Source organism: Lactobacillus rizhaonensis, assembly GCF_036246345.1.
Lineage (GTDB): Bacteria > Bacillota > Bacilli > Lactobacillales > Lactobacillaceae > Lactobacillus > Lactobacillus rizhaonensis.
Map to the genome: position 1 here is coordinate 251,157 of NZ_BTTV01000001.1, position 26,852 is coordinate 278,008.

At 35.7% G+C, this 26,852-nt stretch carries 24 protein-coding genes; 3 read left to right on the top strand and 21 right to left on the bottom strand.

Translation table 11 applies throughout. The features are described from left to right. Window positions 1-12: 12 nt before the first annotated feature. On the bottom strand, window positions 13-3,153 hold the full coding sequence (locus AAA915_RS01205) for a DNA polymerase III subunit alpha (protein ID WP_338199152.1): 3,141 nt from the start codon (window positions 3,151-3,153) through the stop codon (window positions 13-15). 107 nt (window positions 3,154-3,260) lie between these two features. Between AAA915_RS01205 and AAA915_RS01210 the strand changes: the two genes are divergently transcribed. After that, on the top strand, window positions 3,261-3,467 hold the full coding sequence (locus tag AAA915_RS01210) for a YjzD family protein (RefSeq protein WP_046324788.1): 207 nt from the start codon (window positions 3,261-3,263) through the stop codon (window positions 3,465-3,467). Between the two features lie 38 nt (window positions 3,468-3,505). On the opposite strand, the gene AAA915_RS01215 is transcribed toward AAA915_RS01210, so the two are convergent. The 8 genes from AAA915_RS01215 to uvrC form a co-directional block, all read right to left on the bottom strand. After that, the gene (locus tag AAA915_RS01215; RefSeq protein ID WP_338199154.1) at window positions 3,506-5,053 is read right to left on the bottom strand and encodes a bifunctional metallophosphatase/5'-nucleotidase; all 1,548 of its coding nucleotides are present in this window, start codon (window positions 5,051-5,053) and stop codon (window positions 3,506-3,508) included. 91 nt (window positions 5,054-5,144) lie between these two features. Continuing rightward, window positions 5,145-5,336: a 50S ribosomal protein L32 gene (gene rpmF, locus AAA915_RS01220; protein ID WP_034979275.1), complete on the bottom strand. Its 192-nt coding sequence runs from the start codon at window positions 5,334-5,336 to the stop codon at window positions 5,145-5,147. Window positions 5,337-5,444: 108 nt separating this feature from the next. Continuing rightward, on the bottom strand, window positions 5,445-5,666 hold the full coding sequence (locus AAA915_RS01225) for a lipopolysaccharide assembly protein LapA domain-containing protein (protein WP_338199157.1): 222 nt from the start codon (window positions 5,664-5,666) through the stop codon (window positions 5,445-5,447). Between the two features lie 8 nt (window positions 5,667-5,674). Then, a complete protein-coding gene (locus AAA915_RS01230) occupies window positions 5,675-6,469 on the bottom strand; it encodes an SDR family NAD(P)-dependent oxidoreductase (RefSeq protein WP_338199159.1) in 795 nt (264 codons plus the stop codon). Further along, window positions 6,462-7,403 (bottom strand): ribonuclease Z, encoded by a 942-nt coding sequence (gene rnz / locus AAA915_RS01235; protein WP_338199161.1) that lies wholly within the window; start codon window positions 7,401-7,403, stop codon window positions 6,462-6,464. Before rnz ends, AAA915_RS01230 begins: the two co-directional genes overlap by 8 nt. An 11-nt stretch (window positions 7,404-7,414) precedes the next feature. Further along, the gene (locus AAA915_RS01240) at window positions 7,415-9,334 is read right to left on the bottom strand and encodes an acyltransferase family protein (protein WP_338199163.1); all 1,920 of its coding nucleotides are present in this window, start codon (window positions 9,332-9,334) and stop codon (window positions 7,415-7,417) included. 23 nt (window positions 9,335-9,357) lie between these two features. Further along, window positions 9,358-10,662 carry a GTPase ObgE gene (gene obgE / locus AAA915_RS01245; protein ID WP_338199165.1) on the bottom strand — a complete coding sequence of 435 codons (1,305 nt, stop codon included), beginning with the start codon at window positions 10,660-10,662 and terminating at the stop codon, window positions 9,358-9,360. Window positions 10,663-10,728: 66 nt separating this feature from the next. Further along, entirely contained in the window at window positions 10,729-12,531 is a 1,803-nt protein-coding gene (gene uvrC, locus AAA915_RS01250; protein ID WP_338199167.1) for an excinuclease ABC subunit UvrC, read from the bottom strand. Between the two features lie 211 nt (window positions 12,532-12,742). Between uvrC and AAA915_RS01255 the strand changes: the two genes are divergently transcribed. Continuing rightward, window positions 12,743-12,868 carry an SPJ_0845 family protein gene (locus AAA915_RS01255; protein ID WP_338199169.1) on the top strand — a complete coding sequence of 42 codons (126 nt, stop codon included), beginning with the start codon at window positions 12,743-12,745 and terminating at the stop codon, window positions 12,866-12,868. 38 nt (window positions 12,869-12,906) lie between these two features. Here the strand turns inward: AAA915_RS01255 and yihA are convergent, their stop codons facing one another. The 7 genes from yihA to rpsO form a co-directional block, all read right to left on the bottom strand. Then, the gene (yihA, locus tag AAA915_RS01260; RefSeq protein WP_338199171.1) at window positions 12,907-13,491 is read right to left on the bottom strand and encodes a ribosome biogenesis GTP-binding protein YihA/YsxC; all 585 of its coding nucleotides are present in this window, start codon (window positions 13,489-13,491) and stop codon (window positions 12,907-12,909) included. After that, a complete protein-coding gene (clpX, locus tag AAA915_RS01265) occupies window positions 13,481-14,758 on the bottom strand; it encodes an ATP-dependent Clp protease ATP-binding subunit ClpX (RefSeq protein ID WP_338199173.1) in 1,278 nt (425 codons plus the stop codon). The genes yihA and clpX overlap by 11 nt, the downstream gene beginning before the upstream one ends. A gap of 126 nt (window positions 14,759-14,884) precedes the next feature. Beyond that, a complete protein-coding gene (gene tig / locus AAA915_RS01270) occupies window positions 14,885-16,210 on the bottom strand; it encodes a trigger factor (protein ID WP_338199175.1) in 1,326 nt (441 codons plus the stop codon). Between the two features lie 143 nt (window positions 16,211-16,353). Further along, window positions 16,354-17,544: an elongation factor Tu gene (gene tuf, locus AAA915_RS01275; protein WP_045928030.1), complete on the bottom strand. Its 1,191-nt coding sequence runs from the start codon at window positions 17,542-17,544 to the stop codon at window positions 16,354-16,356. A gap of 185 nt (window positions 17,545-17,729) precedes the next feature. Then, the gene (locus AAA915_RS01280; protein WP_338199178.1) at window positions 17,730-18,563 is read right to left on the bottom strand and encodes a tetratricopeptide repeat protein; all 834 of its coding nucleotides are present in this window, start codon (window positions 18,561-18,563) and stop codon (window positions 17,730-17,732) included. Next, entirely contained in the window at window positions 18,564-20,348 is a 1,785-nt protein-coding gene (locus tag AAA915_RS01285; protein ID WP_338199180.1) for a ribonuclease J, read from the bottom strand. It lies immediately after the preceding gene. Window positions 20,349-20,508: 160 nt separating this feature from the next. Beyond that, on the bottom strand, window positions 20,509-20,778 hold the full coding sequence (gene rpsO, locus AAA915_RS01290) for a 30S ribosomal protein S15 (protein WP_034979304.1): 270 nt from the start codon (window positions 20,776-20,778) through the stop codon (window positions 20,509-20,511). Between the two features lie 200 nt (window positions 20,779-20,978). Here rpsO and rpsT point away from each other — a divergent pair, with 200 nt between their 5' ends. Then, window positions 20,979-21,230, top strand: coding sequence for a 30S ribosomal protein S20 (gene rpsT / locus AAA915_RS01295; RefSeq protein WP_046324775.1), 252 nt, complete (start codon window positions 20,979-20,981; stop codon window positions 21,228-21,230). 79 nt (window positions 21,231-21,309) lie between these two features. Here rpsT and holA read toward each other — a convergent pair whose 3' ends face one another. The 5 genes from holA to coaD are packed head-to-tail and all read right to left on the bottom strand — an operon-like array spanning window position 21,310 to window position 26,848. Then, window positions 21,310-22,296 carry a DNA polymerase III subunit delta gene (holA, locus tag AAA915_RS01300; protein ID WP_338199183.1) on the bottom strand — a complete coding sequence of 329 codons (987 nt, stop codon included), beginning with the start codon at window positions 22,294-22,296 and terminating at the stop codon, window positions 21,310-21,312. Next, the gene (locus tag AAA915_RS01305; protein ID WP_420915097.1) at window positions 22,293-24,581 is read right to left on the bottom strand and encodes a DNA internalization-related competence protein ComEC/Rec2; all 2,289 of its coding nucleotides are present in this window, start codon (window positions 24,579-24,581) and stop codon (window positions 22,293-22,295) included. Before AAA915_RS01305 ends, holA begins: the two co-directional genes overlap by 4 nt. After that, complete coding sequence (locus AAA915_RS01310; protein WP_338199187.1) at window positions 24,550-25,263, bottom strand: helix-hairpin-helix domain-containing protein; 714 nt, start codon at window positions 25,261-25,263, stop codon at window positions 24,550-24,552. The genes AAA915_RS01305 and AAA915_RS01310 overlap by 32 nt, the downstream gene beginning before the upstream one ends. A gap of 59 nt (window positions 25,264-25,322) precedes the next feature. Further along, window positions 25,323-26,372 carry a SepM family pheromone-processing serine protease gene (locus AAA915_RS01315; protein ID WP_338199189.1) on the bottom strand — a complete coding sequence of 350 codons (1,050 nt, stop codon included), beginning with the start codon at window positions 26,370-26,372 and terminating at the stop codon, window positions 25,323-25,325. Beyond that, window positions 26,369-26,848, bottom strand: a complete 480-nt coding sequence (gene coaD, locus AAA915_RS01320) for a pantetheine-phosphate adenylyltransferase (RefSeq protein ID WP_338199191.1) — start codon at window positions 26,846-26,848, stop codon at window positions 26,369-26,371. The genes AAA915_RS01315 and coaD overlap by 4 nt, the downstream gene beginning before the upstream one ends. Window positions 26,849-26,852: the final 4 nt, after the last annotated feature.

The window sequence follows — 26,852 nt, forward strand, 5'->3', positions numbered from 1 at the left end:
TAACCAAAAACTCTAGTCTTGTAAATTAACAACCTTTAAATTTGTTAAAATATATTGTTTTTTACTCGAATCGAAGCGATTATTCTGAACTCTTATGCCTAATAAATAAATATTACCCTCCTTTAAATTCGATTGAATTTTATCATAAACACCAGGAAAAATTACAATATCCTGCTTACTAGTCGTATCGGCAAAATTGCCAAAAGCCATGGTTTGACCCTTTTTAGTTCTGACTAACTTTAGTGACATTAATTTTCCTACAGCTATGCCGCTTTCATGAATTTGAAATTCACTTAGTGCTTTTGCATTAAATTTTTGCGCGTATTTTTCTACTGTTATTAACGGTGATGTTAACGTGGAAAAGCCCAAGGACTCTACCTCCATGACTGCTTTTTCCTGTTTGCTTGGTTCAGGGGCATCTTTGACAGGTATACCTCCCAACCCTTCTGATAAAGCTAAATTTTCTCCAGTCAATTTAACGTTTTCAATAGTTTCAGGGCAGTTCTGCAATAATTCGTTACGATTTTTGTTTATCCGGTCAAAACAGCCTGCTTTGATAAGGGTTTCAATGACATTTGTAATACTATTGGCATTAATAAATTTAATATCAATTTGCCGTAAAAAGCCTGCTAAAGAAGTAAAAGGTTTTATCTTGCGTTTAGCAATTATTTCTTTAAGAAAATCAATTCTGACACCTTTAATTGCTCTGAGACCAACTAAAATCTGACCATCAATTACCTGATACCATAAAGAGCTTTTATTAATATCAGGTGGCAAAATTTTAACGCCGTCTTCTTGTGCTCGCATTATATATTCACTTGCTTTATTTTGATTTCCGATATTGGAATTAAGCATAGCCGCATAGAACTCGGCGGGATAATGAACCTGCAAATAAGCCAGCCAAAAAGCAATCATAGTATATGCCACAGCGTGTGAACGGTTAAAGCCATAATTAGCAAATTGTTCAATATAGTCATATACCCGAGTGGCAACTTGAATACTATGGCCCTTTTTTACAGCACCAGAGATAAATTTAGATTTTTCCTGTTCAATAACTTTTTGGTCCTTTTTTGACATTGCCCTGCGTAAAATATCTGCTTCGCCTAAAGAGAAGCCCGCCAAAACCTGAGCAGTCTGCATAACCTGTTCCTGGTAGACTAAAATTCCATATGTTGGAGCCAAGATTGTTTTTAAACTGGGATCAGGATAAGTGACTTTTTGTTTACCCCTTTTACGAGCAATAAAAGTGTTAATATTCTGCATTGGACCTGGACGATAAAGTGCATTGACTGCTACCAGGTCTTCAAAATTATCTGGGTGCAGTTCACGAAGCACATTACGAATCCCAGCAGATTCAAATTGAAAAACAAGTTCTGTTTCGCCTTTTTGAAAAATATTTAAAGTTGCGGGGTCATCCAAAGGAATCTGATTAAAATCGATTTTTTTACCTTGTTCACGAATCATTTTTGCTGTATCACCAAGGATAGTCAAATTTCTCAACCCTAAAAAATCGATCTTTAATAAGCCCAGAGCTTCAACGTATTTCTTAGTTTGCTGCGTTAACGGTATCCCTAGTTGGCCAGCCTGTAAGCCTGCAATGGCAGCAATAGAATTATCACTGACAACTAAACCAGCAGCATGAATTGAATAGTGTCGTGGTAACCCTTCTAAGCCACTGGCAGTTTCAAAAAGCAATTTGTTGGTATCACTAGTATTTACCAACATTTGCATTTTTTTAGATTCCTTATAGGCTTGAGCAAGACTAATTTTACCTTTGGCAAAAGGCACACTTTTCGACCATTCACTCAATTGCATTTCCCGCAAGCCAAAAACCCGTCCGGTATCACGCAAAACTTGTTTGGCCGCTAACGTACCAAAAGTAAGAATTTGAGCCGAGTGATCCATACCATATTTAGTAAACATGTACTTAATGACATCGTCACGGCGATTGTCTGGAATATCTAAATCGATATCGGGCATTTCGTGGCGAGCTGGATTAAGAAAACGCTCAAAAAGCAAATGATATTCAAGCGGATCAACTTCTGTAATGTACAGTGCATATGAAACTAAAGAACCACATGCCGATCCTCGTCCAGGACCCATCACAATATCACTTCGATGACAATAGTTTACAACATCCCAAACAATCAAAAAATAGTCGTTAAAGCCCATTTGATCGATCACCTGCAACTCATAATTGAGCTGCTTTTGATAACTTGCAGGAACTTGGCCCTGCTTAAAACGACTCTTTAAGCCATTTTCGGCTAAATACCTTAGGTAATCCTTTGAACTTGTATATTTTTTTTGTTTATATTTAGGTAAAACTGGAGTTTGAAAAATAACTTTAGCATTACATAAGGAGGCTATCTTTCCAGTATTACTTAAAGCGTCATCCAAGCCTAATTCATGGTACCGCTCACTTAATTTCTGAACGGATGGTAAATAATGTGAGCCTGACTGTTTTGCTAATTCTGCAGTATCTTGTAACACTTCTCCTTTTTTAATGGCCTGTAAAGTTTTTCGTAAAAATTGATCACGCGGTTTTAAATAGCAAGTATCTTCAACGCTAACTAATGGTATTTCAAATTGCTTTGACAAAGTCTTAACATATTGAATGTATTTTTTTTGCTTTTCGTTACCATAAACACCAATATAAAGAGAACTAGACTTAGGTACTAAACTGATTAATTGACGCAAAAAATCTGTACCTAAATTTTCATTTTGTAATTGCAGATTCAACAACTCACTGTGAGAATTTGCAGGTATTATCAAAATCAGTTCATTCAAATCCTTAGTCAAATCTGTTAAAGTCAAAATTTTTTGCTTATTGCCATTATCCGTTAAAAGGTTAATTCTACTTGATAAACGCAAAATGTTACGGTAACCCTCATCAGATTTTGCCAGTGCTATTAGATCATATTGGTGAGCACTGTCAATTAAGCCGTTTAATCTTAATTGCATCCCTAAGAGAGGTTTAATACCGACTTTTTGGGCTACCTCAAAAAAGTTAACCAGACCGTATGTAACATTCACGTCGGTCAATCCGATAGCTTCATAGCCTAACTTTTTGGCAGTAGTAACCAAGTCAAAAATTTTTACTGGACTTTCTAAAAGTGTAAAAGAGCTAAGATTCTGTAATGCAGCGTATTTCATTTTTCGGGTCACCCTCCATATAATTTAGTATACCAAAAAGCTATCTTTTGGATTGAAAACCTGCATAATATTTGTTAGAATTCAAGGGTATGAAAGAAGGAAACGCTATGGGTCGATATATTGTAACTATTTGCTGGAGCGTTGTTTACATGCTAATTGTAGGCTTTATTGCAGCTCCGTTAACCCAACATGTTTTTAATTTTGGCGAGGCTGCTATTGTAGGCTTGATCTTCGGCTTGCTATTTGCAGCAATTATTCCTACAATTACAGCACATTCTCATAAAGACAAGAGCAAATATTCAAAACTTAAGTAAACAAAAGTCATTAGCTTACCCGCTAATGACTTTTTTCTTTATTTAAAATAATAGTTATGTGTTACTTTGCTCTTAGGTCGACCTTTGGTTAAGTATTCCTGAAGCATTTCTATATAATCTTTATCACCAATTTGCTCAATTTTACTAATACTGTATTCTGGATAAAATCCTCCACCCATAGCACGATAGTTATTAACAGCCAAACGATATGTTTTGTTTGCTAAAATTGCTCGTCCGTGTAATTCAAACTTTGTCAAACGTTCACCTTCTGGCTTTTTGATATCAGCTTCATAAACAAGCGGATAAAACAAATCAAAATTAAAAAGTTGACCACGATATTGAGGGGCAAAGCTAACATTGCCTTTTTGGTCTTTAGTTAAAAATTTAAGTGAGTATTCAACAATATGGCGTAATTCTTTACCGATTACTTTAACAACACATAACTGATTAGCAAAAGGATAATTTAACAAGATATCGCGCATTGAAACATTTTTGCCAAAGCCCTTGGCAGTTTCACTCATTAATGCAGTTGCTGAAATATCAGCGTGGGTAAAATAAAGCTGCATATTTTGCAACAAATTAATAAAAGAGGAGCCCTCAATTCTTGCCTTATTAGCATTTGCTACAGGTGCAGGATTATCTAAATGAGCAATTGGCTGATCAAACCATTTTTGCGACTTTTTTTCTAAAGATAGGCTGACTGAATTAATTTCGGCAGCAGGCTTATAATCACTTGCATCAATTAACTCAGCTGACATAGCTTTAATCTTCTTACTTTGTTTGTCAATCTCCAGCACTATCTTGCCAATGGCTTCTCCACGATAACCCGGCTGGACAATCGCAGTTTTATTTATCACCGCGTTCATTTTGCGATGCTGATGCCCAGTTAACATTACATCTATTTCCGGAATTTCTTGTAAAAGGCGGTAGCCCTCATTTTCTCCAGTAGCTGGTTCAGTTTTACTTCCTGATTCAATATCAGCCTCGAAGCCACCATGATAAAGAACAGCTAAAACAGCGACTTTTGGCCTTAAGAAAGGTATTAAACGCTTAACCTGTGCAAAAGCAGACCTAAATTCTAAGTTTGCAACATGTTCTGCCGGTTCCCAAAATGGTATTCTCTGCGTAGCAATTCCAATAATTCCTACTTTTATACCATTTTTATTTATAATGATATAATCTTGACCAAAAGCTGGTCGACCAGTTTTTCTAGCCAAAATATTACTGTTTACAAATGGCGCTCTGCTATATGAGAGATACTGTTTTAAATAATTCAAGCCAAAATTAAAATCATGATTACCCAAACAGCGCGCGTCATAGTTAATTAGATTGTAACACTCTGCAAACTTTTTTAATGCGGAGTTATTTTTGCTCTCGTGAACATAAGCTGCTAAAGGTGAACCCTGCAAACTGTCGCCTGCATCAGTAACTATCACGTTTTCAGGACCATATTTTCTTTTTTGTTCTTCTACTATGCTTTTTAGTCGGCTAAGTCCGAAAGGAGCTGAATAATCATTCTGGTTTTGATAGTCAGTAGGCATAATAAAGCCATGGATATCGCTGGAGTGTAAAATTACTAATTTCATTTCGTCTTTTTAATCTTTCTAATCAAACCATGCAAATAAAAATCAGTATCTTTTTGCATAAAAAAAGACACCGCTTCTTGGTGCCTCTTAATTATTGATTGTCATTTGAGTTAGTTTGACTAACAACTTGACGACCCTTGTAATATCCTTTAGGTGAAACGCGGTGGCTTAAACGATATTCACCAGTAGTTGCATCATAGTGCATTGCTGGCACAGTTAACTTAATATGACCACGACGTGAACGTTTCTTTTGCTTAGAAGTATGTCTTTTAGGAACTGCCATTGAACTGATCTCCTTTTTTGTAGAATTACGATTTTAGGTGCTTTTAGTCGCCCAAAATACTTCACGCTTGTTAATGATACTATTGTATCCCAAATAAATCAAGCTATATTAGTTATTCTTGTCTTGATTATGACCATAGGAGCCCCAGAAGTAACCAATCAAAACTCCAATTATGATCATTAATACTAAAACAATGATCAAAGGTAACTTAAGTTTGAATAAACCAAAATTAATAGCCACATTGTTAGTATTCAAAACAACGAATATAACTGCCAATAACGTTAAGATTAACGTGAAAATAAGTTTAATCTGACTAGTTTTACTTTTCATAATCCGCACTACTTTCTGGAAGCAAACTTAAGGGACAGCTTATCACCAATCTTAGGAAACAAGTTATATAATTTTGCTAAAACAGCCAGACTGACAGGCAAATTCAGTTCCCGTTTATTACTACCGAAGAAATGAACTACTTGCCAAGCAACATCATCGGGATCAAGCATAAATTTTTGCACGTTGTCGACATAATGGCCACTGGTATCTGCAATATTGAAGAAATTGGTGTAAACAGGACCAGGATTAACCGTCATCACCTTAACACCAAATGGTTTTAGCTCCAAGCGCAACACATTTGAGAACTGAATCACTGCAGCTTTTGACGCGCTGTAGGCTGCAGATTTCACAGTAGGAATTTTGCCGGCAATCGAACCAATATTGATGATTTGACCCGATTTTTGTTCCATCATTAGGCGACCCACTAAACGACTAAAATACATTAATCCTAAAACGTTAACTTGAAACATCGCAGTAACTTCGCGCCGATCTGATTCCACAAAGTTTTCAAATTTACCAAAGCCAGCACAATTGACTAAATAATCAATATGCTTAGCTAATTTAATAATTTCAGTAAATGCAGCATCAATTTGGTCACTTTGACTCATGTCCGTAGCTATTGTATAAGAAGCAGCTCCCGACAATTCATGGGCTTCAGAAGCCACTTTTTCCAATTTGGCTTGATTTCTGGCAATTAGAATAACCGTTGCACCTCTACCAGCACTTTCGAGCGCAATAGAGTGACCTATTCCACTGGAAGCGCCAGTAATTACCACTACTTTATTTCTAAGAGAATCACTCATTTTTTTCCCCTTTCATAGGAATTACAATCCGATCAAAATCGTTAGCTAATTTAGTGTTTGAAAAAACTTTTTGTGCCTGATTTTCTAATTTTTTAGCCTTAACACCCAAATACCTGGCAGAAATATGATTCAAATATAAATATTTAACATTATTATCACGTGCAATCTTTGCTGCTTCAACGGCTGTGGAATGGTAGTACGAATGGGCTAAATTAGTTTCATTACCTGCAAAAGTTGATTCATGTACCAAAACATCCGCATTTTGTGCCAACTGCGCTATTGCAGGAGTTGAGCGCGTATCATAGATAATAGTAACTATTCTGCCCTTTTTATCAGGTCCTAAAAAGTTCTTACCATCTAATATAGTACCATTTTCTAGAGTTATTTCTTCCCCATTCTTAAGTTTACCAAGTAATGGACCATTAGGTACATTATATTGCGCTAATTTATCCATTAAAAGTTCTCCCGGTTTATCGTCTTCAACTACACGATAACCAAAACTAGGTATTCGATGGGCTAATTTTTCTGTATAAACTCTAAAACCTTTTCCTTGATAGATTAATCCACCTTCGTCCAAAACGACAAATTTGATCGGATAGCTAATTTTTGTACGAGAAATTTTCAAAGCCGTCCGCACGAATTGCTCTAAACCAGCAGGACCATAAATAGTAATTGGACCCACATCACCTTGAAAAGATCTCGTTGCTAGTAATCCTGGTAACCCAAATATATGATCGCCATGATTGTGGGAAATAAATATTTTGGTTACTTTACGCAACCTAATATTAGTTCGCAGTATCTGATGTTGCGTTGCTTCACCGACATCGAATAACCAAATTTCATTAATCTCATCGAGCATTTTTAAAGCAATACTTGATACATTACGTTTCTTTGAGGGTTGTCCTGCTCCAGTTCCTAAAAATTGTAACTCCATCTTATTCCTATCTAATACTTAGCATTTTCAACTATTTTTTTAACTATTAATACACTATAATGCTTCGATCCCAATGGCGTAGGGTGAGTTTTATCTTCATAAAACCAGTCAGGATGTTTTTCTGCATAAGCGTGCCAATCAATTACTACAAAATTATGATATTTTTTGGCAGCTTTGGCTAATAAGCCGTTAACCTCATTTTGCCACGGTTTAGCAGGTACATAGGTATTAATCCAAAATACTTGTCTTTTATTTCCCAGTTGATTCATTAAATCATCTATATCGGACATTTTGAAAGGCCCATTGGTTCCTAAGCCGATTAAGACATTTTTACCTAAAACTTTTTTATTTTGATATTGTTTTAATAAGCCAAACGAAACATTTAGCTGACGGGAAATTGCGGCATCAATCACAGCTTTGGGCAGCAGACGATTCAAATCTGCGCTTGAACCCGCCATGACAGAGTCACCAATAGCAGTTAATTCTACTTTTCTTGCCAACTGTAACTCTGTTTGTGAAATACCAAATTTTATAAAAGACTTATTAACGGGATGTTTTTTGGCAGCTCGCTCAGCTTCTTTTAATAGTTTAGCCTTTTTTTGTTCTTTAGGTTTGATTTTTTGGTATTTTGCTATTAATTCATTATTATCTCTTTTTTGCTGTTTTCGATTAGCTTTAATTCTGCGCGCTAATTGGCTTTGATTAAAGTTTTGTGCTTTAACAGCCGGTGAAATTAAAATTGCAATACTTCCTGTTAGAAAAATTAAACCTGCCAGTACAGCTTTTGCCTTAATTAGATAATTTTTAGTGTTTTTATCACAAATTTGTTGCCAGCATTTTTTAACTTTTTGCCATGAAATTCTTCCGCATGGTTTTTCTACCAGTCTATATGCAGCTTCACTTAAAAAAATGATTAGACCAATCTCAATTAAATGGTAAAGTTGCACATGATCGGCCATGTCAAAAACCTTATCTTCAAAAAATATCATTACGGGAAATTGGTAAAGATATATTTCATAGCTTCGGGATCCAATCCAATTAAAAATTGGATTGGTTAACCACCTGTTCCAGCGACTTGCTGGATGAGCAATTATACCGACAAGCACAGTTACAAGGAGTGTATATAAGAGCATTCCCCCACAATATGTAAAGGGCTTTTCAGCAGCCATTAACGGGTTAAAAAGAAAAGTTACTATGCCAACAAGACAAATCATCCCGATGGTGTCCATAATGATTGAATCATTATGCTTTATAGTGGTTTTTAATTTATCCATTGGCCAAATAACAGCCAAAGCTGCACCTAAACCCAAAGAAAAAAATCTAGTGTCGGTGCCATAATATATGCGATTGATATCGGTACCAGTGCTATACAATACCGTCATTTCAAGTGCAGAAAGTAAAGTGAAAAACAAAATAATTTTAAAAATGTTTTTCCGCTTTTTACCGTACTTCACTAATAAAAAAATAACTAGCGGCCATAATATGTAAAACTGACCGTTAATGGACATTGTCCATAAATGAACAAAAGGTGATTCATTAGCTGCAAAACGTTCAAAATAACTTTGTCCGTTTAAAATCTGCCAAAAATTATAAATATTGAGTAAATTAGTCACAACTATTTGACTCAACTTGGCCAATAAATTGCGCTGAAAAAGAATTATATATGCCGCAGACAGCCATAATACCGCAATTAATGGTGGATAAATCTTTTTTAATCGGCTCAAGTAAAATTTTTTAGTATCGTAAAAGCCACTTTCTTCATATGACTTAAGCATCTGACACGTAACTAAATATCCTGATAGTACGAAAAAAATCGGTACACCAAGATAGCCACCTGCAAAAGTATTAGGGTCAAGGTGATAAAGTATTACACCGATTACCGCTAAAGCCCTAAGTCCAGAATATCCTGTAATGTATCGATTTTTTGCCATATTTTTCAAAACTTTTCTATTTTTTATTGGACAAATTCAAAATTGAATGAGCCAATGATTACATCATCGCCGTCAACGGCTCCTTTTTTACGCAGAGCGTCATCTACTCCTAGATTTTTAAGCTTTCTAGCTAATCTCATGACACCATCCTGGTAATCGAGATTGGTTCGAGCTACTAATCTTTCCAGACTCTCACCTTTAATTTCAAAAACATGGTCTTCCAGTTTTGTGACTGTAAAAGTGTTCTTTTGCTGCGTTTGATACTTATATTCTTTTACAACTTGCTGAGATTGTGGTTCTTGCTTCTGCTGCTCTTTTTCTACTTGCTCAATTAGGGATGCTGTATCCTGCATTAACTGATCAACGCCTTGATGTGTCACACTGGAAACTGCATATATAGGTTTTTTAATTTGCTTATCTGCTAAGTCGTGTTTAAATTGCTGCAATTTTTCAGCAGAACCCGGAAGATCCATCTGAGTAGCTACAATAATCTCGCGCCTATTTTTTAGACTTTGATCATATTCAAGTAGTTCTTGCCTAACAGTTTGGTAGTCTTTGATTGCATCACGCTCATTGTTAGGATCCATGCTCACTAAGTGCAAAATCACTTTTGTTCTCTCAATATGACGCAAAAACTGTAAACCGAGCCCGACTCCCTGACTGGCTCCTGCAATTAAGCCGGGTAAATCAGCCATTGAAAAATCACGACCGTCAGGTAAAATTACCATGCCCAAATTTGGTGTTAAGGTAGTAAAAGCATATGCTGCAATCTTGGGCTTAGCCTTAGTTACGACTGATAATAATGTTGACTTACCAACTGAGGGAAAGCCCACCAGTCCAACATCAGCCAAAACTTTCAATTCCAGGCGTAAAACACGATCTTCTCCCGGCTCTCCATTCTCTGCAATTTCGGGCGCAGTATTGACACTCGTTGCAAAGTGAATGTTGCCTCGACCGCCACGGCCACCGCGAGCTACAACTAATTCTTGTTTATTCTTAGTTAAATCACCAATTTCTTCATTAGTGTTGAAATCATAAACAGTCGTTCCAATTGGCACTTTTAAATATAAGTCCTTAGCTCCGCGTCCGTATTGGGACTTAATACGACCATTTTCACCATTTTCTGCTTTAAACTTACGGCGATAGCGAAAATCCATTAAGGTTCTAAGGCCACTATCGGCAACAAAAATAATGCTTCCACCCCGGCCACCATCGCCGCCGGCAGGGCCACCATTCGGGACATATTTTTCATGGCGGAAAGCGACCATGCCGTCTCCGCCTTTACCAGCTTGGACTTCAATCTTAGTTTGATCGACAAATGTAGGCATATAGAATCTCCTTCCGTCTTTCTTAACTACATTACTATACCACACTATTATGTTTAATATCACTTGTTATAAGGTTAGCTTAACTGTTTGCGCCTGGGGCAGAGTTAAACCAGCAGAACGCAACTCGTCAATTGAAGCTTCCTTAATCTTCTTTAGAGAGCCAAATTGTCTTAAAAGCTTATTTCTACTTTTTGGACCTATTCCTTTGATCGCATCTAATTTACTGGACAAAGCATTTTTAGCATGTGTTCTTCTGTGAAAGGTGATTGCAAATCTGTGTACTTCATCTTGAATTCTGGTCATTAAATAAAAGCCTTGAGATTTAGGATCTAAAGGAATTAATTTTAATGGTATGCCGTTAATAGGATCACCATAAAGTAAATGATTAGTCCTGTGCTTGTTATCCTTTACCATACCGGCAACAGGAATATTAAGGTTTAATTCATTGCGTAAAATATCCTCACAGGCATCTACTTGGATCTGGCCGCCATCCATCAAAATCAAATCTGGCATGGGTTTGTGTTCTTTAAGTAGTCTGCTGTATCTTCTGCGCACCACTTCACGAGTATTGCGCACTTCATCACCACCATTTTGGTGTTCTACTTCACCCTTTAGTTTATATTTACGATAGGAATTTTTATCTGGTTCACCGTCTTTAAAGACAACTAAAGCAGAAACGGGATCGGCTCCCTGAATATGCGAATGGTCAAAGCTTTCAATCACATGTCCATATGGCAACCCTAAAGAATCGAAAATTTCTTTTTGTGCTCCTTTAGTTTTCCTATTGCCCAGCTCTAAGAGACGAAACTTTTCGTCTAATTTAAGTTTGGCATTGTCCTTGGCCATATTTAATAAAGACCGTTTCTGTCCTCTCTTAGGCGTCCTAACCGGTACATGCAAAACTTCACTTAGAGCTTCATTATCAATCTTAGCAGGTACTAAAACTTCCTTAGGCACTATTCTGTTTCTTTGCCCGTAAAATTGAACAATAAATGAGGAAAACGTATCTTCGGGGTCATTAGTATCGGTCAAAGGATACATTCTGGTTTCACTTCTAAGCAATTTTGCCTGCCTTAAAAAGAAAATTTGAATAGCTATCCATGATTTATCAACGTAGAAATTGAAAATATCACGTTGAGTATTATCATGAGAAATAATTTTCTGCTTTTCAACTGTTTCTTCAATGTAATTAAGTTGATCACGAATTTCGGCAGCACGCTCAAATTCAAGATTTTTAGATGCAACAGCCATTTTTTGATTAAGATCTTTTTTAACCCAGCCAATATCTCCGTTTAAAAAGCTTTTGATCTTTTTTATTTGAGCTTCATAAACAGACTTTGGTACTATTTTAAAACATGCACCTAAACATTGTCCCATATGATAGTACAGGCAAGGCCTGCCCTGTTTACCATGACAGCGCCTTAAAGGGAAAACTTTTTGAATAAACTTAAGAGTTGCCTGTGCAGCGTAGACATTTGGATACGGTCCGAAATAATAGCCTCCGTCTTTTCTAATTATACTAGTTAATTTGGTCTGGGGATCCCGCTCGTTAGTAATCTCAATATAGGGATAGCCAGTACCCTGCTTTAACTGCACATTATAATACGGTTGGTATTTTTTAATTAATGTTACTTCAAGTAGAAAGGCCTCTTTATCGGTTGAAACAGTGATAATATCATAATCGCGGATATTTTCAACCAGTTCTGCTCGTCTGCCAACTTGGGTACTTTTAAAATATGAACGTACACGGCTTCTAAGATTTTTCGACTTACCGACATATATTACCTTACCGTTAACGTCTTTCATTAAGTAACAGCCAGGTTTAGCCGGCAAAAGTTTTAATTTGTTTTCAATTAACTGAGTTGCCAAAAAATCACTCCTCCAAATTCGCTATCATATTTTAACATACAATTCGCAATTTGAAATTTGCTTTTGCTTAACAAAACAGATCATGCAAAGGATAAAAAAATTCTTCATAGATTATTTTACATAAATTTAATTATTTCAAGTTAATTAACACATGTTTTTCTAGCTTGTTAATTCTATTTTTAATATAATAAAAATAGAAAGGAAAATTATTATGGGTTTAACTTTTAAAAAACAAGATGAATTAGAAAAATTATTTGATAAATTCGCTACTATTCCTGAAGATAAAAAGAAGAAAATATCTAAAAACAATCAAAAAGTCAAAGATAATAATAAATAAAAATGGTTCTGCAATGAGAACCATTTTTTCTTACAAATTTACAGATTTTCTTCTATCCATTGCCATACTTCTTTTACATGCAACTTTTGGACAGAACTAAAAGTAATTACACTTACATTGTCATAATTTAAGTTAATCTTTTGTTTTAAAGTATTAATAACTTGATTTTGTTGATTTTTCTTTACCTTATCAATTTTGGTACAGATTATTAAAATGGGTAAATTAAGATAAAGTGCATAATTATACATGGCCACATCATTTTTGGTAGGTTCATGTCGTGAGTCCATTAAGATAATTAACCCTTGCAAGTTTGCTCGCGTTTCAAGGTAATCCTGAATCATAGTTCCAAACTGCTGTCGCTTTTTTTGCGAAACTTTAGCATAACCATAGCCAGGGACATCAACTAAGTAAAACTCTTGGTTTATCAGATAAAAATTAAGTGTTTGTGTCTTTCCTGGCTGTGCAGAAGTTCTTGCCAAGTTTTTACGATTCAGTAGTGTATTTATTAAGCTGGATTTACCTACATTTGAACGACCTGAAAGCGCAATTTCAGGCAAATTATCTGCTGGATACTGATCTTCACGTACGGCACTAATCGCATACGAGCTATTTTTAATGATCATTGGCTGCCTTAATTTCTTCTCCGTCATCTTGTTCATCATTTGAACGGCGAGTTACTACCGGATCGGCATTGTCTTTTATCACTTCTTTTGTAACTTTAACGCTCGCAATATCAGGTTCACTGGGTGTTTGATACATAATACCCATCATTGCATTTTCTATAATGGTTCTTAAACCACGGGCACCCATATTGCGTTCAATTGCCAAATCTGCAATAGCGTTCAAAGCACTTGGTGTAAAGTCCAAATTAACTTGATCAAGTGACAGCAATTTTTTATATTGTTTTACTAAAGCATTTTTTGGTTCGGTTAAAATTCTTACAAGATCGTTTCTGTCAAGTTTATCAAGGGTCGCAATAATCGGAATTCGTCCAATAAATTCTGGAATCAAACCAAATTTGACGAGATCTCCAGTTGTAAGGTGTTTCATCCAGGAATCATCCTGAACTTTGTTTAGTTCTTTTTCAGCACTGAAACCGATTATTTTTTTGCCCAGACGACTTTTTACGATTTGCTCAATACCATCAAAAGCTCCACCAACAATAAATAAAATATTAGTAGTATTTATCTGAATTAATTCTTGTTGAGGATGCTTACGCCCGCCCTGAGGAGGAACAGAAGCAACAGTTCCTTCCAAAATCTTCAGTAATGACTGTTGAACGCCTTCACCTGAAACATCTCTTGTAATTGAAACATTCTCAGATTTTTTGGAAATCTTATCAATTTCATCAATATAAACGATTCCTCTTTCTGCACGTTCAATATCGTAATCTGCATTTTGCAATAGCTTAAGCAAAATATTCTCGACATCTTCACCGACATAACCGGCTTCAGTTAAAGTGGTTGCATCAGCAATCGCAAAAGGCACGTCCAAAATCCGTGCCAAAGTTTGTGCCAAATAAGTTTTGCCGGAACCGGTTGGCCCTATTAAAGCGATATTCGATTTTTGTAATTCTGTTGAAGAGTCAACATCCATTTGAGTAATCCGTTTGTAATGGTTATAAACAGCTACTGAAAGAATCTTTTTGGCACGTTCTTGGCCAATAACATATTGGTCAAGCTGCTTTTTGATTTCCATTGGTTTAGGTAAATCTTGTGCTTTTTTTAAAGAATCAGATTTCAATTCATCATCAATTATTCTTTTAGACAGATCAACACATTCATTACAAATATAAACCCCATTACCCGCAATCATCTTTTTAACTTGATCTTGTGTTTTGTCACAAAAGGAACATCTAATTTCCTCTTGATCAGTAAATTGTGATGCCATTCTTATCCTCCCTAATATCTACAAGTCCTAGATTAGCATAAATTGCGCTGTGTATATGAATTATTTGCTCGGAGAAAAATAAAAAGGCAGTTTGACACCACCTTTTTACTTAGATAAATTAAAATCCTATTTTTCGTCAGACTTTTTTTCATCTTTTTTTGTTTTGGATTTTGCAACTTGCTTTGCGCTGTCAGCCACAATTTTAATAGCCTTACGAACATTGATATCATGTGAAAGCATATCATCGGTCAAAGTATTGCGCACAGTTTTTTCATCCATGTTGTATTCGGCTGCCAAGTCCTTAATTTCCTTGTCAATTTCTTCTTGTGAAGCTTTAATATCTTCTTTCTTGACAATGGCTTCAAGGACAAGGTTAGTTTTAACCCTTTCTTCGGCATCCTTAGCAAATTGTGAACGCAATTGTGCTTCTGTCGTATTAGTTATCTTGTAATATGTTTCAGGGCTGATGCCTTGGCGTTGCATATTGCCTAAATACTGATTCATTTGCGTATCGATATCTTCTTGAATCATAGCATCTGGAATCTTATCAATAGTAGCATTGGCAACTGCGCCTTCAATAGCAGCTTGCTCAATTTCGTCTCTTGCAGCCTCTTCTTTTTGAGACTTTAAGTCCTTCTTGATTTTTTCCTTTAAATCATCAAGAGTATCAACTGAATCATCCACATCTTTAGCAAATTCGTCATCTAGCTTAGGCAATTGCTTAGATTTAACTTCATGAATCTTGGTAGCAAAATGAGCTTCTTTACCAGCCAAGTCTTTTGCACCATAATCTTCAGGAAATGTGACAACAACATCAACTTCGTCACCGGCTTTATGACCAACCAATTGATCTTCAAAACCTGGTATAAAAGTATTTGAGCCTAAACTAAGTGAATAATCATCTGCTGAGCCGCCTTCAAATGCCTTACCATCAATCGTACCCTTATAATCAATAGTAACAGTATCTCCGTTAGCAGCTGCGCTCTTCTTCAATACTAATTCAGCGTTCTTTTCACGCTCTTCTTTTAATTTAGCATCAACATCTTTAGCATATACACGAGTGTTTTGTTTTGGAACTTCAACTCCCTTGTATTCACCCAATTTTACTTCTGGCTCAACAGTCACAGTGGCTTTCATTTGCCAATCTTGGCCTTTTTCCATTGAAACCGGCAAAATTTGGGGTTGACCTACAGCAGCAATACCAGCTTCTTTAATCGCTGCAGAATAAGCATTTGGCAGCACAATGTTTAATGCATTTTCATATAAAGATTCCTCACCGTAATATTGATCAAAGATCACACGAGAAACATGTCCCTTTCTAAAGCCGGGAACGCGCAGGCTGCCCTTTACCCTTTTAAAGGCTTGATCTAGCCCACGCTTTACATCAGCTTGGGGAATATCAAAAGTAAGTTCACCGGTAGTTTTATCGGTTTTATTCCATTTTACAGACATTAATTAAATACCTCCAATGTCAAGTTAAATTGCATCGTTACATACTAAATTATCTTACATTAAACGCTCGCAAAAAACAAACTTAGGCAAAAAAAGATGTACTTCTATGAAGAAGTACATCTTTTTAAACTGTTTTTAACGAACTAGTCAAGAATTTCAGTAACTTGACCAGCACCAACAGTACGACCACCTTCACGGATAGTGAATTTAGTACCCTTTTCAATGGCTGCTGGTTTAATTAATTTAACAGTAAATTCTGTGTTATCGCCAGGCATAACCATTTCAGTACCTTCTGGTAATTCAATTTCTCCAGTAATATCTGTAGTGTGGAAATAGAATTGTGGACGGTAATCTGAGAAGAATGGGGTATGACGTCCGCCTTCCTCTTTCTTCAAAACGTAAACTTGGCCTTTAAACTCGTGGTGAGTTTGAATTGAGCCAGGTGCAGCCAAAACTTGTCCACGAACAACTTGGTCACGGTCAATACCACGAAGCAATACTCCAACGTTGTCTCCAGCTTCACCTAAGTCCAAAGTCTTGTGGAACATTTCCAAACCAGTTACAACTGATTTAAGAACTTTATCTACCAAACCGACAATCTCAACTTCATCACCAATCTTAACTGTACCACGATCAATACGACCAGAAGCAACAGTACCACGACCAGTAATAGTGAAGACATCTTCAACTGGCATCAAGAATGGCTTATCAGTTTGACGTTCAGGAGTTGGAATGTATTCATCAACTGTGTCCATCAACTTCATGATAACTTCTTCTTGTTCCTTGTCACCTTGTAAAGCTTTCAATGCTGAACCACGGATAACTGGAATGTCATCACCAGGATAATCGTATTCAGTCAACAAGTCACGAACTTCCATTTCAACCAAGTCAATTAATTCTGGGTCGTCAACTAAGTCAGTCTTGTTTAAGAAAACAACAATGTAGTTAACACCAACTTGACGAGCAAGTAAAATGTGTTCACGAGTTTGTGGCATAGGACCATCAGTTGCGGCAACAACTAAAATAGCTCCATCCATTTGTGCGGCACCAGTAATCATGTTCTTGATGTAATCGGCGTGACCTGGGGCATCCATGTGGGCGTAGTGGCGATTTTCAGTTTCGTACTCTACGTGAGCGGTATTAATAGTAATACCACGTTCCTTTTCTTCTGGAGCTGCATCGATTTCTGAATAATCTTCTGCCTTAGCCAAGCCCTTTTCTGATAAAACTTTAGTAATAGCCGCTGTTAAAGTGGTCTTACCATGGTCAACGTGACCGATAGTACCAATGTTTACGTGTGGCTTTGTTCTAACGTAATGTTCTTTTTCTGCCATTAAAATGACCCTCCTGTAAATTTGCAAGAAGTCCGTTGAGTAAGTAACGGATAGTTCTCTGTTGAATATTGTACTACTTTCATAGGCAAATGCCTAGTATTTTAATGCATAGAGCCATGCCTAATGAAAACGTCCTTTGCTATTATACTAAATACTTTGAAAAAGTAAAGACATTTTATCCAATTTTATTCGGATATATTATGATCGATTTTCTCAAACAGTTTTTGATTGCTTCGGCCATCATGATTTTCAATATAAGAAGCAATATCGCTGGCAAAACTGTCGGGATTATCAACATACTTATATAGTTTAGGATAAAGACTGCCTAAAATCAAATTTACTTCACCTAAAACTGCAGGAAGTTGGCTTGGTTTATGATAATACCGAGAGCCGATGCCTGATACAACTTCTCGATATATCGCATCTTTTTCGAGTAAATTTATTTTTTGAGGAATAAATTGCTCTTCCTGCCCCAATACCAAAACCCTAAATGTTTCCTGAAGTCCCAGTCGAAACAAATCCTCAATTAAAACCAGACGAATTGCAAAGTTTAAACTGGGATCCAGCAACAAACTCTGAGCAAAATTTTTAAAATTTGGTAAATCTAACTTAAATAATTGTTCGTAATCAAATTTTGTCGGCTTGCTTTTTTGCTTGAAAGTAACCATTATTTGCTGCTGCTTCGTCTTACTAACAGGTTCAACTAAATCCGGTAACTCGTATGAGGTAATATTTTTTACCTCTAATGCTTCAATAGAAAAGTGATTCATTTTCAGAATTCTACTGTATTCGCGAAAAATTTTAGGATTAGTAAACAAGTCTTTTTCTTCTTTAATTAGCTCATAAGCTGAATAATTTTGTTTATCTTTGAGATAAAGCTCGCAAAGACTAAGTATGACTTCATTACTTGGTCCGTCTCTTAGTGCTTCTTCAAGATTTTGTATTGCTTGAGCAAAATCTCCTTTTGCTGCGGATTTTTGGGCTAAACTAAGCAGATTTTTTTGACTTAATGAGGTCATTTATTTATCTTTCTTGATAATTCTTTGACCAGTTTTATTGACATCAACAGGATGATGAGTTTCTTTCTTGGGCAACTCGCTCTTGCTGTTTCTCTTCTGCATAGCACGATGGCGGTTTTGGTTAACCTCCATTACTACTGGTAAAACTACTGGGCGTCTATTCGTTTTGCGGTAGAGAAACTTTTCCAAATCATTTCGAACATCCTGCTTAATTTCAGTCCAATCAAATTTTTTATGTTCAAAGTTATTAGTGATAGTTTTTTTAATCAGTTCAATGCTGTCACGCATCAGTTGCTGATTGGCCTTAATGTAAACAAAGCCTCTACTGGTAACTTGTGGTTGAGCAATAATCTTTTTCTTACGGCGATCAATTGTGACAACAGCAATAAAGATACCATCATCTGATAATACTTCTCGGTCGCGTAAAACAATATTACCAACATCCCCGATGCCAGAACCATCAATCATCGTATCCTCACCTGGTACTGGATCTGTTAAATACAGGCGCTTTTGATTGAAATCGTAGTTTAAGCAATCACCATTCTTGGTAATAAAAATATTATCTTTATCCAGTCCTGCCCTAATAGCTAAGTCTTTGTGTACTTCAAGCAGTCGATATTCACCAATAACGGGAATTAAAAATTGCGGCTTCAAAATATCAATAAGTAGTTGTAAGTCACGACCTGTTGCGTGTCCACTCGTATGCTTTGCCTTACCTAATTGAATAACGGTTCCACCAGCACGATAAACCAGATCACTGGTTTGTGCCACAACCGTTTCCACAGAATGAGAAGGTGTAGTCGCAATAAAAACTAGGTCTCCCTTATGAATTGTGATCATGCTGTGACGGTTCTTAGCCATTTTTTGCAATGAATTTAAGGGCTCACCCATTTGACCAGTTTCCAAAATAACTGTCTTTTCATCTGGAGTTTCTTTTAAATTCTTAACCCTCATTAGTAAACCTTTAGGGACATTTAAATAACCCAGATTCATTGCGGTACGAACTATTTTAGCTAAATCTCTACCTGTTAACAAAACATGCCTACCCGTTTGATAGGCCGCGTTTAAAACTTCTTGAATTCTAATTAGATTAGAGGCTTTTGCAGCAACAATTACCCGACCATTTGCATTACGAAAAACATTTGTAACATAGTCTCCAATGTCCTGTTCAGCAACATTTGGTAAAGATGCCTCTGCATTTGAAGAGTCACTTAACAAAGCCAATACTTTTTTTTGACCAATTTCAGCTAATCGATCTAGATCAGTACGGTATTTGGGAGCAGCGGAAGGGTCAAACTTAAAGTCGCCTGTGTAAACAACCTCTCCAGCTGGAGTATGCACATCAATGCCAAGAGAATCAGGTATGGAATGCGTAGTTGGGAAAAAAGAGATATTAGCATTTTTAAATTCAATCTCTGTTTCCGCATCGATCACATGAAAGAGACTGTTTTTACACCGCTTGTTCTCACGTCTTACTGTTATTTTGGCCAATTCAATTGTTAATTGGGAGCCAAAAACCGGAATATCATATTTTCTTAAAATATAAGGCAAAGCACCAATTGAATCTGCATGTCCATGTGTTAAAAAGATGCCGACTACCTGATCACCATATTGCTCGAAAAAATCAAGATCTGGAATAACCAGATCTATTCCAAACAACGTACTGTCGGGATATTTAAGGCCGGCATCAAGAACAAAAATTTCATCATTAACTTGAACAGCGAACATGTCTTTTCCTTGCTCACGAACACCGCTCAGAATCATAATTTTAACTTGATCAGTCATTATATTTCCTTTTCTTTAATTGCTATTCAGTTGTTATTTATGGATCAGATGATCACAACGTAAAAAGTATCTTTTTTTATTCTAGCATAAAATGGTATTATGACAAAAATAAAAAAGCCGATTCAATACTCGAACCAGCTTTTTTAGATCTCAATTAAAATTAACGACGTAAACCTAACTTCTTAATTAATTCACGATAGCGATTAATATCTTTGTTTTGTAAATAACGAAGCAAGTTACGACGGTGACCGATTTTCTTCAGCAGGCCAACATAAGAATGGTGGTCATGTGAGTGGTTTCTCATATGCTCAGTCAGATTATTAATATCTGTAGTCAAGATTGCCACTTGAACCTCAGTTGAACCTGTATCACCTTCGTGAGTCGCAAATTTTTGAATGATTTCATCTTTTTCAGCTTTTGAAATTGCCATATTATTTTCACCTTTCACTAAAATAATTGCCGTTAACAACGTTAACCGTCAGGTGTGAGCGTGCAAACAGCGTTAACGGTTCACAACAATAGTATAATACAGACAATTTTTTTAAAAAGCAAGTATAATTTATCTTGCATCTGCAATTATCTTTCAGTATAATCTATAAAGTAGAATTACGATCAATGGAGGTGAATTTTATGCCACAAATCAAATCAGCTATTAAGCGTGTTAAGACTCAAGATGCTGCTAGAAAGCGCAATGCTGCTCAAATGAACAAGTTAAGAACTGCCGTTAAGAAGTTTAAGACTGCTCAAGCTGCTGGTGCTGATAACGCCTCCGAATTACATGTAGCTGCTGCTCGTGCTATTGACAAGGCAGCTTCAAAAGGACTTATTCACAAGAATAAAGCTAGCCGTGATAAGAGTCGTTTAGCTAAACTTGCAAAATAATAATTTTGATTAAATGATAATCAAAAAGACAGAAGTGAAAATCATTTCTGTCTTTTTATTTACCAGAATTTTTACATAATCAGACATTAAGAATAAAGAGCTTCAAAAAATTATCTGCTCGATATTGACCGTTTTTATACTTATAATCCAGCTTAATTGCTTGCTCTAATAACTGTGCTACTTTTTCTTTTGCTAACTTATTTTTAAGGGCCAACTTAACACGATAAGGATGAACACCTAGTTTTCTTACAATTTCAGCTTCACTTCTTCCTCTTGCTTTAAGTATTTTAACTATCAAGATCATTTCTAATTGATTTTCAAAAACGGCAAGTATTTGAACTGGATTATTCCCATTTTGAAGCTGATTATTTAACCGAGCGATAGCTTCTTGGTAATTTTGAGCTAAAGCTGAATCTAAAATTGCAAAAATATTTTGTGCCAGTGATAAATCAACATTCTTTTCAACTAATTCACTAGTAATATTTCTGTCAACAGCTACCATCTTCAGCTTATTATAATTACTTAAAACAATATCTAAAACTTGGTCACTGCGTTCAAGCAACAATGTGGCAGCAGTATTGGTAATATGATAGCCTTCAGTCGTTATAATTTCTCTAACTATTTTATTCAAATCATACGGTCGAACTTGAGTACCAACAACGTTAAAATTTTGCGTAATGCTCTTCGTTATTTTTTTGCGCCGATCTAATTTTTCATAAGAGGCGACAATAACTATGACATCATCAAGTTCTGTTGTATTTATAAAAATATTTTGCAGTTGAGTGACCTGCTTTTGATATTTTTTGGGAACTTTTGACGTTAAGAAAAATGGGTTCTTAATTGTTATTACTTTTTTCTGGCTAAAAAGACTTGATTCAGTGAGATCTGCAATTAATTCATCTAGCCCCTCTGCTTCGCAATCAACGGATACTTTTTCATAATCTGCGAAAATTTTATCATGTATATACGAGTTAGTAAGATATTCATTTAAAAAACTATCATTTCCATTAATTAAAGTATTCAAATTTTTCTTATTTGAGTTTTTAAACAAAGAAAGCAATGTCATTTCTTAATCACCGGTAAAAATCTTTTAAATTTTGGTTTTATTAAAACACCATAGTTCCAAGTTATCATACCACAGTCTTGAGTTGAAGCCCATGGAATATGTTGACTTCGAAGAGTGGCAATAGTTTCTGGATGAGGGTGGCCAAAGCGATTCTTACGGCCAGCAGAAATAAAGACTCTTTCTGGTTGCAAAGCTTGCAAAAATTCTTTATTGGAAGCGGTTCGACTACCATGATGCCCTAACTTAAAATAATCAGCATGTAAATGATAACGGCTCAATATTTCCAGTTCCCCTTTTTGTCCCAAGTCTCCAGTAAACAGCCAGCTTTTGTTTGCTAATCTAAGTAATAACGAAAGTGAATCCTCATTTTTACCAATACCTGGCTTAAAGGGGTATACAACTTTGAAGGAAATTTGTGGCTCATTTATTGTTTCATCGGCTAACAACTGTACAATCTGCCCTTTTTGAATCAGACCTATTATTCTTTTACGAAATGAAGGATTTCTTATCAATCCTTCTGCCATATACAATTTCTTTACTCGAATTTGACTCAAAAGTGGCCTTAAGTCCCCTACGTGATCGGCATCCTGATGGCTGATAAAAATGCCATCAATTTTATTTATTCCTTGTGCTTTCAAAAAAGGGACAGTAATTTTATTGATCTGTGGGGTTATTTTTTTACCATTAAAATTCAATTTTCCACCAACATCAATAAGATAAACGTGCCTAAAAAGGGGCGTAGAAATTAAGATACTATCTCCCTGTCCTACATCAATAAAAGTTACTTGACCTTTGAGAGGGAAGTGAATCGTTAAGAAGATTAGTCCATACATAATTAATGTAAGGTTAAAAAAACGTATAATTAATTTTTGACTTTTAGGCTTTTCATTTATTAATAATAACAGTATAGAGGTTAACAATAATAAAAGCAGGCATTGCCACCAATTAATTTTTCCGAATGTTAAAAGACCAATTTTACTATTAGAAACTCTCGCAATTACTTTCTCACCTTGTTCAAGTATCTTTTCAAGAAAGTAACTGCATCCTGGACTAATGTTAAAGATAATTAAATTAAAAAAAGTTAAAGGCATAACAACCCAGTTAAAATATGGTACAACCAGCAAATTAAAAAAGACCGTTAGAAGATTAAACTGAAAAAAATGAAATAAAAGTAGTGGCAATAATAAATTGTTTAAAGCCCAGGACTGTCTAAACCTAGTCAGGCTTTTAGTCATCTCAAGGCCCAAGGCCAAAATGTAACTTAAAAGAGCCCCGGTACTCATCATGAGCCGAGGATTGACAGTCAAATGCAAAACAGCCGTTAATCCTAGTAGATCAGACTTATTAATCTTCAGCTTATTCAACGAAAAAATTTGCCCCAAGACATAGGTTAAGCTCGCTCTAATAAATCCAGCTTGACCATTACTCAGACAAATACCGACTAACAAGATAAACAAGCAAAAAATAAAAGTTTCCTTTTCGGTTAATTTACAGTAATAGCACATTGTACTTATTACTAGTGTGTAAATACCAACATGCAAACCGGAAATGCTTAGAATGTGAATTACCCCGAGGTCACGATAATTACTTAGTATATTCTGAAACTTCTGATCGGGACTTTCTCCTAATATAAGTTCATTACTAAAAAAAGATAAAATTGGTGGTAACTTTTGCAAAAATTTCTTTAACTGAAAACGCCAGTAATGCAGGTAATTTGATAATCCTCCTTTCTTAATTTGGATCTTAAAGCTCATTAATTTAATTTGCCGAGTAATCTTTTTACTTCGATAATATTTTTGCTGGTCAAATTCACCATAATTCGAAGCTGGTTCAATTGGATTAACATCACCAGATAAATCATATAATACGACCTTATAGCCATAATTTAATTGCTTTAGCTGACCCGGGCTCAATTTGCCAGAAACTAAAATTTTACTGCCAGCTGTATGCCCTTCAACCGTGAACCAATCATCGGAAATCTTCATTTTGTCTGGAAAAAAGGTAATAAGTGTATTGGGTTTAAGTACAAAGTCAGCTTTCCGCATGTCAAAGTGAAACCTAAGAACAATTGCAAAAAGAATAATAAGAATTAGCCATTTTAAAGAATTAAATTTACATAAAAGTAAAAAACCTAAATAAAAAACTATTAAAAAGCAAGTAAATTTTTGTACAAAGGTATAGCATTGATATTTCAAAAAGCTTAAATTAATTAGTAATAAGGCAAGTAACAGGAAAAACCCTGGTCGCAATATATCAAATTTCCAATTGGTCTTTAAGCGCCGCAAAAGTCTTTTCTCCAATTCCCGATACCTGCATTAAATCTTCAAGAGATTTAAATTCACCGCTTTTTTGACGGTAAGCAATAATTTGTTGAGCCTTTTTTTCACCGATACCATTTAGTTGTTGCAGTTGGCTTACGTTTGCAGTATTAATATTCACCTTGTTACTGACATTAGTTTGGTCACTTGTTGTCTCAGGGGCAGAAGTAGAACCATTGGAAGAAACCGATTCAACAACTTGCTCTGCTTTAAGTTTTTCACCTTTGTATGGAATGTGAATTTTGTCCTGATCTTTCAATATTAATGCTCGGTTAACATTTTTTAGCTGAGCATTGTTCTTAATCCCCCCTGCAGCCGCAATTAAGTCGTTTAAACGTGCTCCACTTTTTAAAGTATAGACGCCTTGGTGGCTAATCGCGCCTGAAATATCACAGGTAACGTCTTTAGGCTTAGTCGCAGCCACTTTTTTGGTAACAGCTTCAGTATTTGACAACTTTTTACTTGGATTACTGCCAGCCTTATTTTCATTTTGCACAGTATTCTCATTTTCATAATCAAATTCGTCAAAATTGTCATTTGAGTTTGGCCTTTTAGACCAAACTAATAGAACAATGACCAAAAGAACCATTCCAATAAAAAGATATTGTTTGTGTTCTTCAATAAAAGCTTTAATTTTTCCCCAATTCATTTTTTCAACTCCCATTTATAAGTACGCAAAAAAAGCCCAAAAATTTGGGCTTTTAGTATTTAATGATAATTTTGTTTTAAATAATGGAGTGCATCATCAAAAGTACGAACGGGAACGATTTTCATTCTAGTTCCAATCTGCTTAGCTGTTTTTTTAGCTAGTAAATAATTGCTGGTGACTTTTTTCATTCCTGCAGTATCAGTCGGAGCAAAAAACACTTCAGCGCCAGCTTTGTCAGCAGCTACTACTTTTTTATCAACGCCGCCAATCATGCCAACTTTTCCACTAGGACTGATAGTACCGGTCCCAGCTATTTTATGTCCTTGAGCTAAGTGTTTACCTGAAAAAACTTCGTAACTGGTCAAGGTAAACATTAAACCAGCTGAAGGGCCGCCAATTGCGCCAGCATTAATCGTTACTTGAGGATTGGTTTCTACCTGTAAATGTTCGACCAATTGAATGCCAATACCTGGCTTACCAGTTCCTTCAACTTTAACGATTTTCCCTTTAAAATTTATTTTTTTCTGTTCACGCAGAGCATTAATCACAACTTCAGAACCAATCTTTTTCTTTTGAAAGTAATTGATCATTTCTTCAGTTGAGCGAAATTTATGACCATTTGCACCCAGCACGGTATCTCCGATTTGTAACTTATTTTTAAAACTGGAACCCTTTTGCACCTGCATAACATATACGCCTTTATAATGCAGTTTAGGCTTAAGGCCGGCTTTTTTAGCCGCACAATAAAGTGCATTTTGTTGACTTGTTTGCATATACCAATTTTGGAGTTCCTGATACTGGCTGTTACTTGAATTACCCAGTAATTCAGCTTTAGGGATTCGACTTGCATATTTTTGAGTATAACTAAAAAGATATTCCCACACAGATGCTGGCTGGCTAGTTTCACTAACTGTAACAAGATAGAAATTATTGGGAGCCTTGGCCTTGCTTTTCACAAATTGTCCTACTGGAACTGCGCTTCCCGGCATTTCAATATAATAATTTGTCGGCCAGTTCAACCCAATAAAAATTAGAAAAATAGTCAGAATAAAAAGCAGCCATTTACGTGTCCTACTATTTTTTTTAGTATGTTTTTCTACTTTATTCATAAGAACTTTTCCTTTAAAGCCTTGGCAGCCTCGCTGGGCAAGAAACTACTAAAATCACCATTAAATTGTGCAATTTCTTTAATAATACTAGAGGCAACATAACTATTTTCCGGTTTAGTAAAAAGTAATACTGTACTAATGTCATTTGCCATTTTTCTATTCATTTCCGCAATCTGTTGTTCAAATAAAAAGTCTGTAGTGTTTCTTACTCCCCGAACAATAGCATTTGCGTGTAAATCTCGTGCTACATTAACTGTCAGCTGATCAGGCTTTAGCAGAACTTCAACATTCGGCAAGTTTTTAACAGCAACCTGGCATAATTTTTGCCTTTCTTTTTCTTTAAAAAGATATTTTTTTGCCGTATTAACCATTACCACAACATAAACTTTATCAAAAATTGCAGCTGCCTGCTCAATAACATCAACATGACCATTAGTAACAGGATCAAAACTGCCAGGAAAAATTGCTACACTCATTATT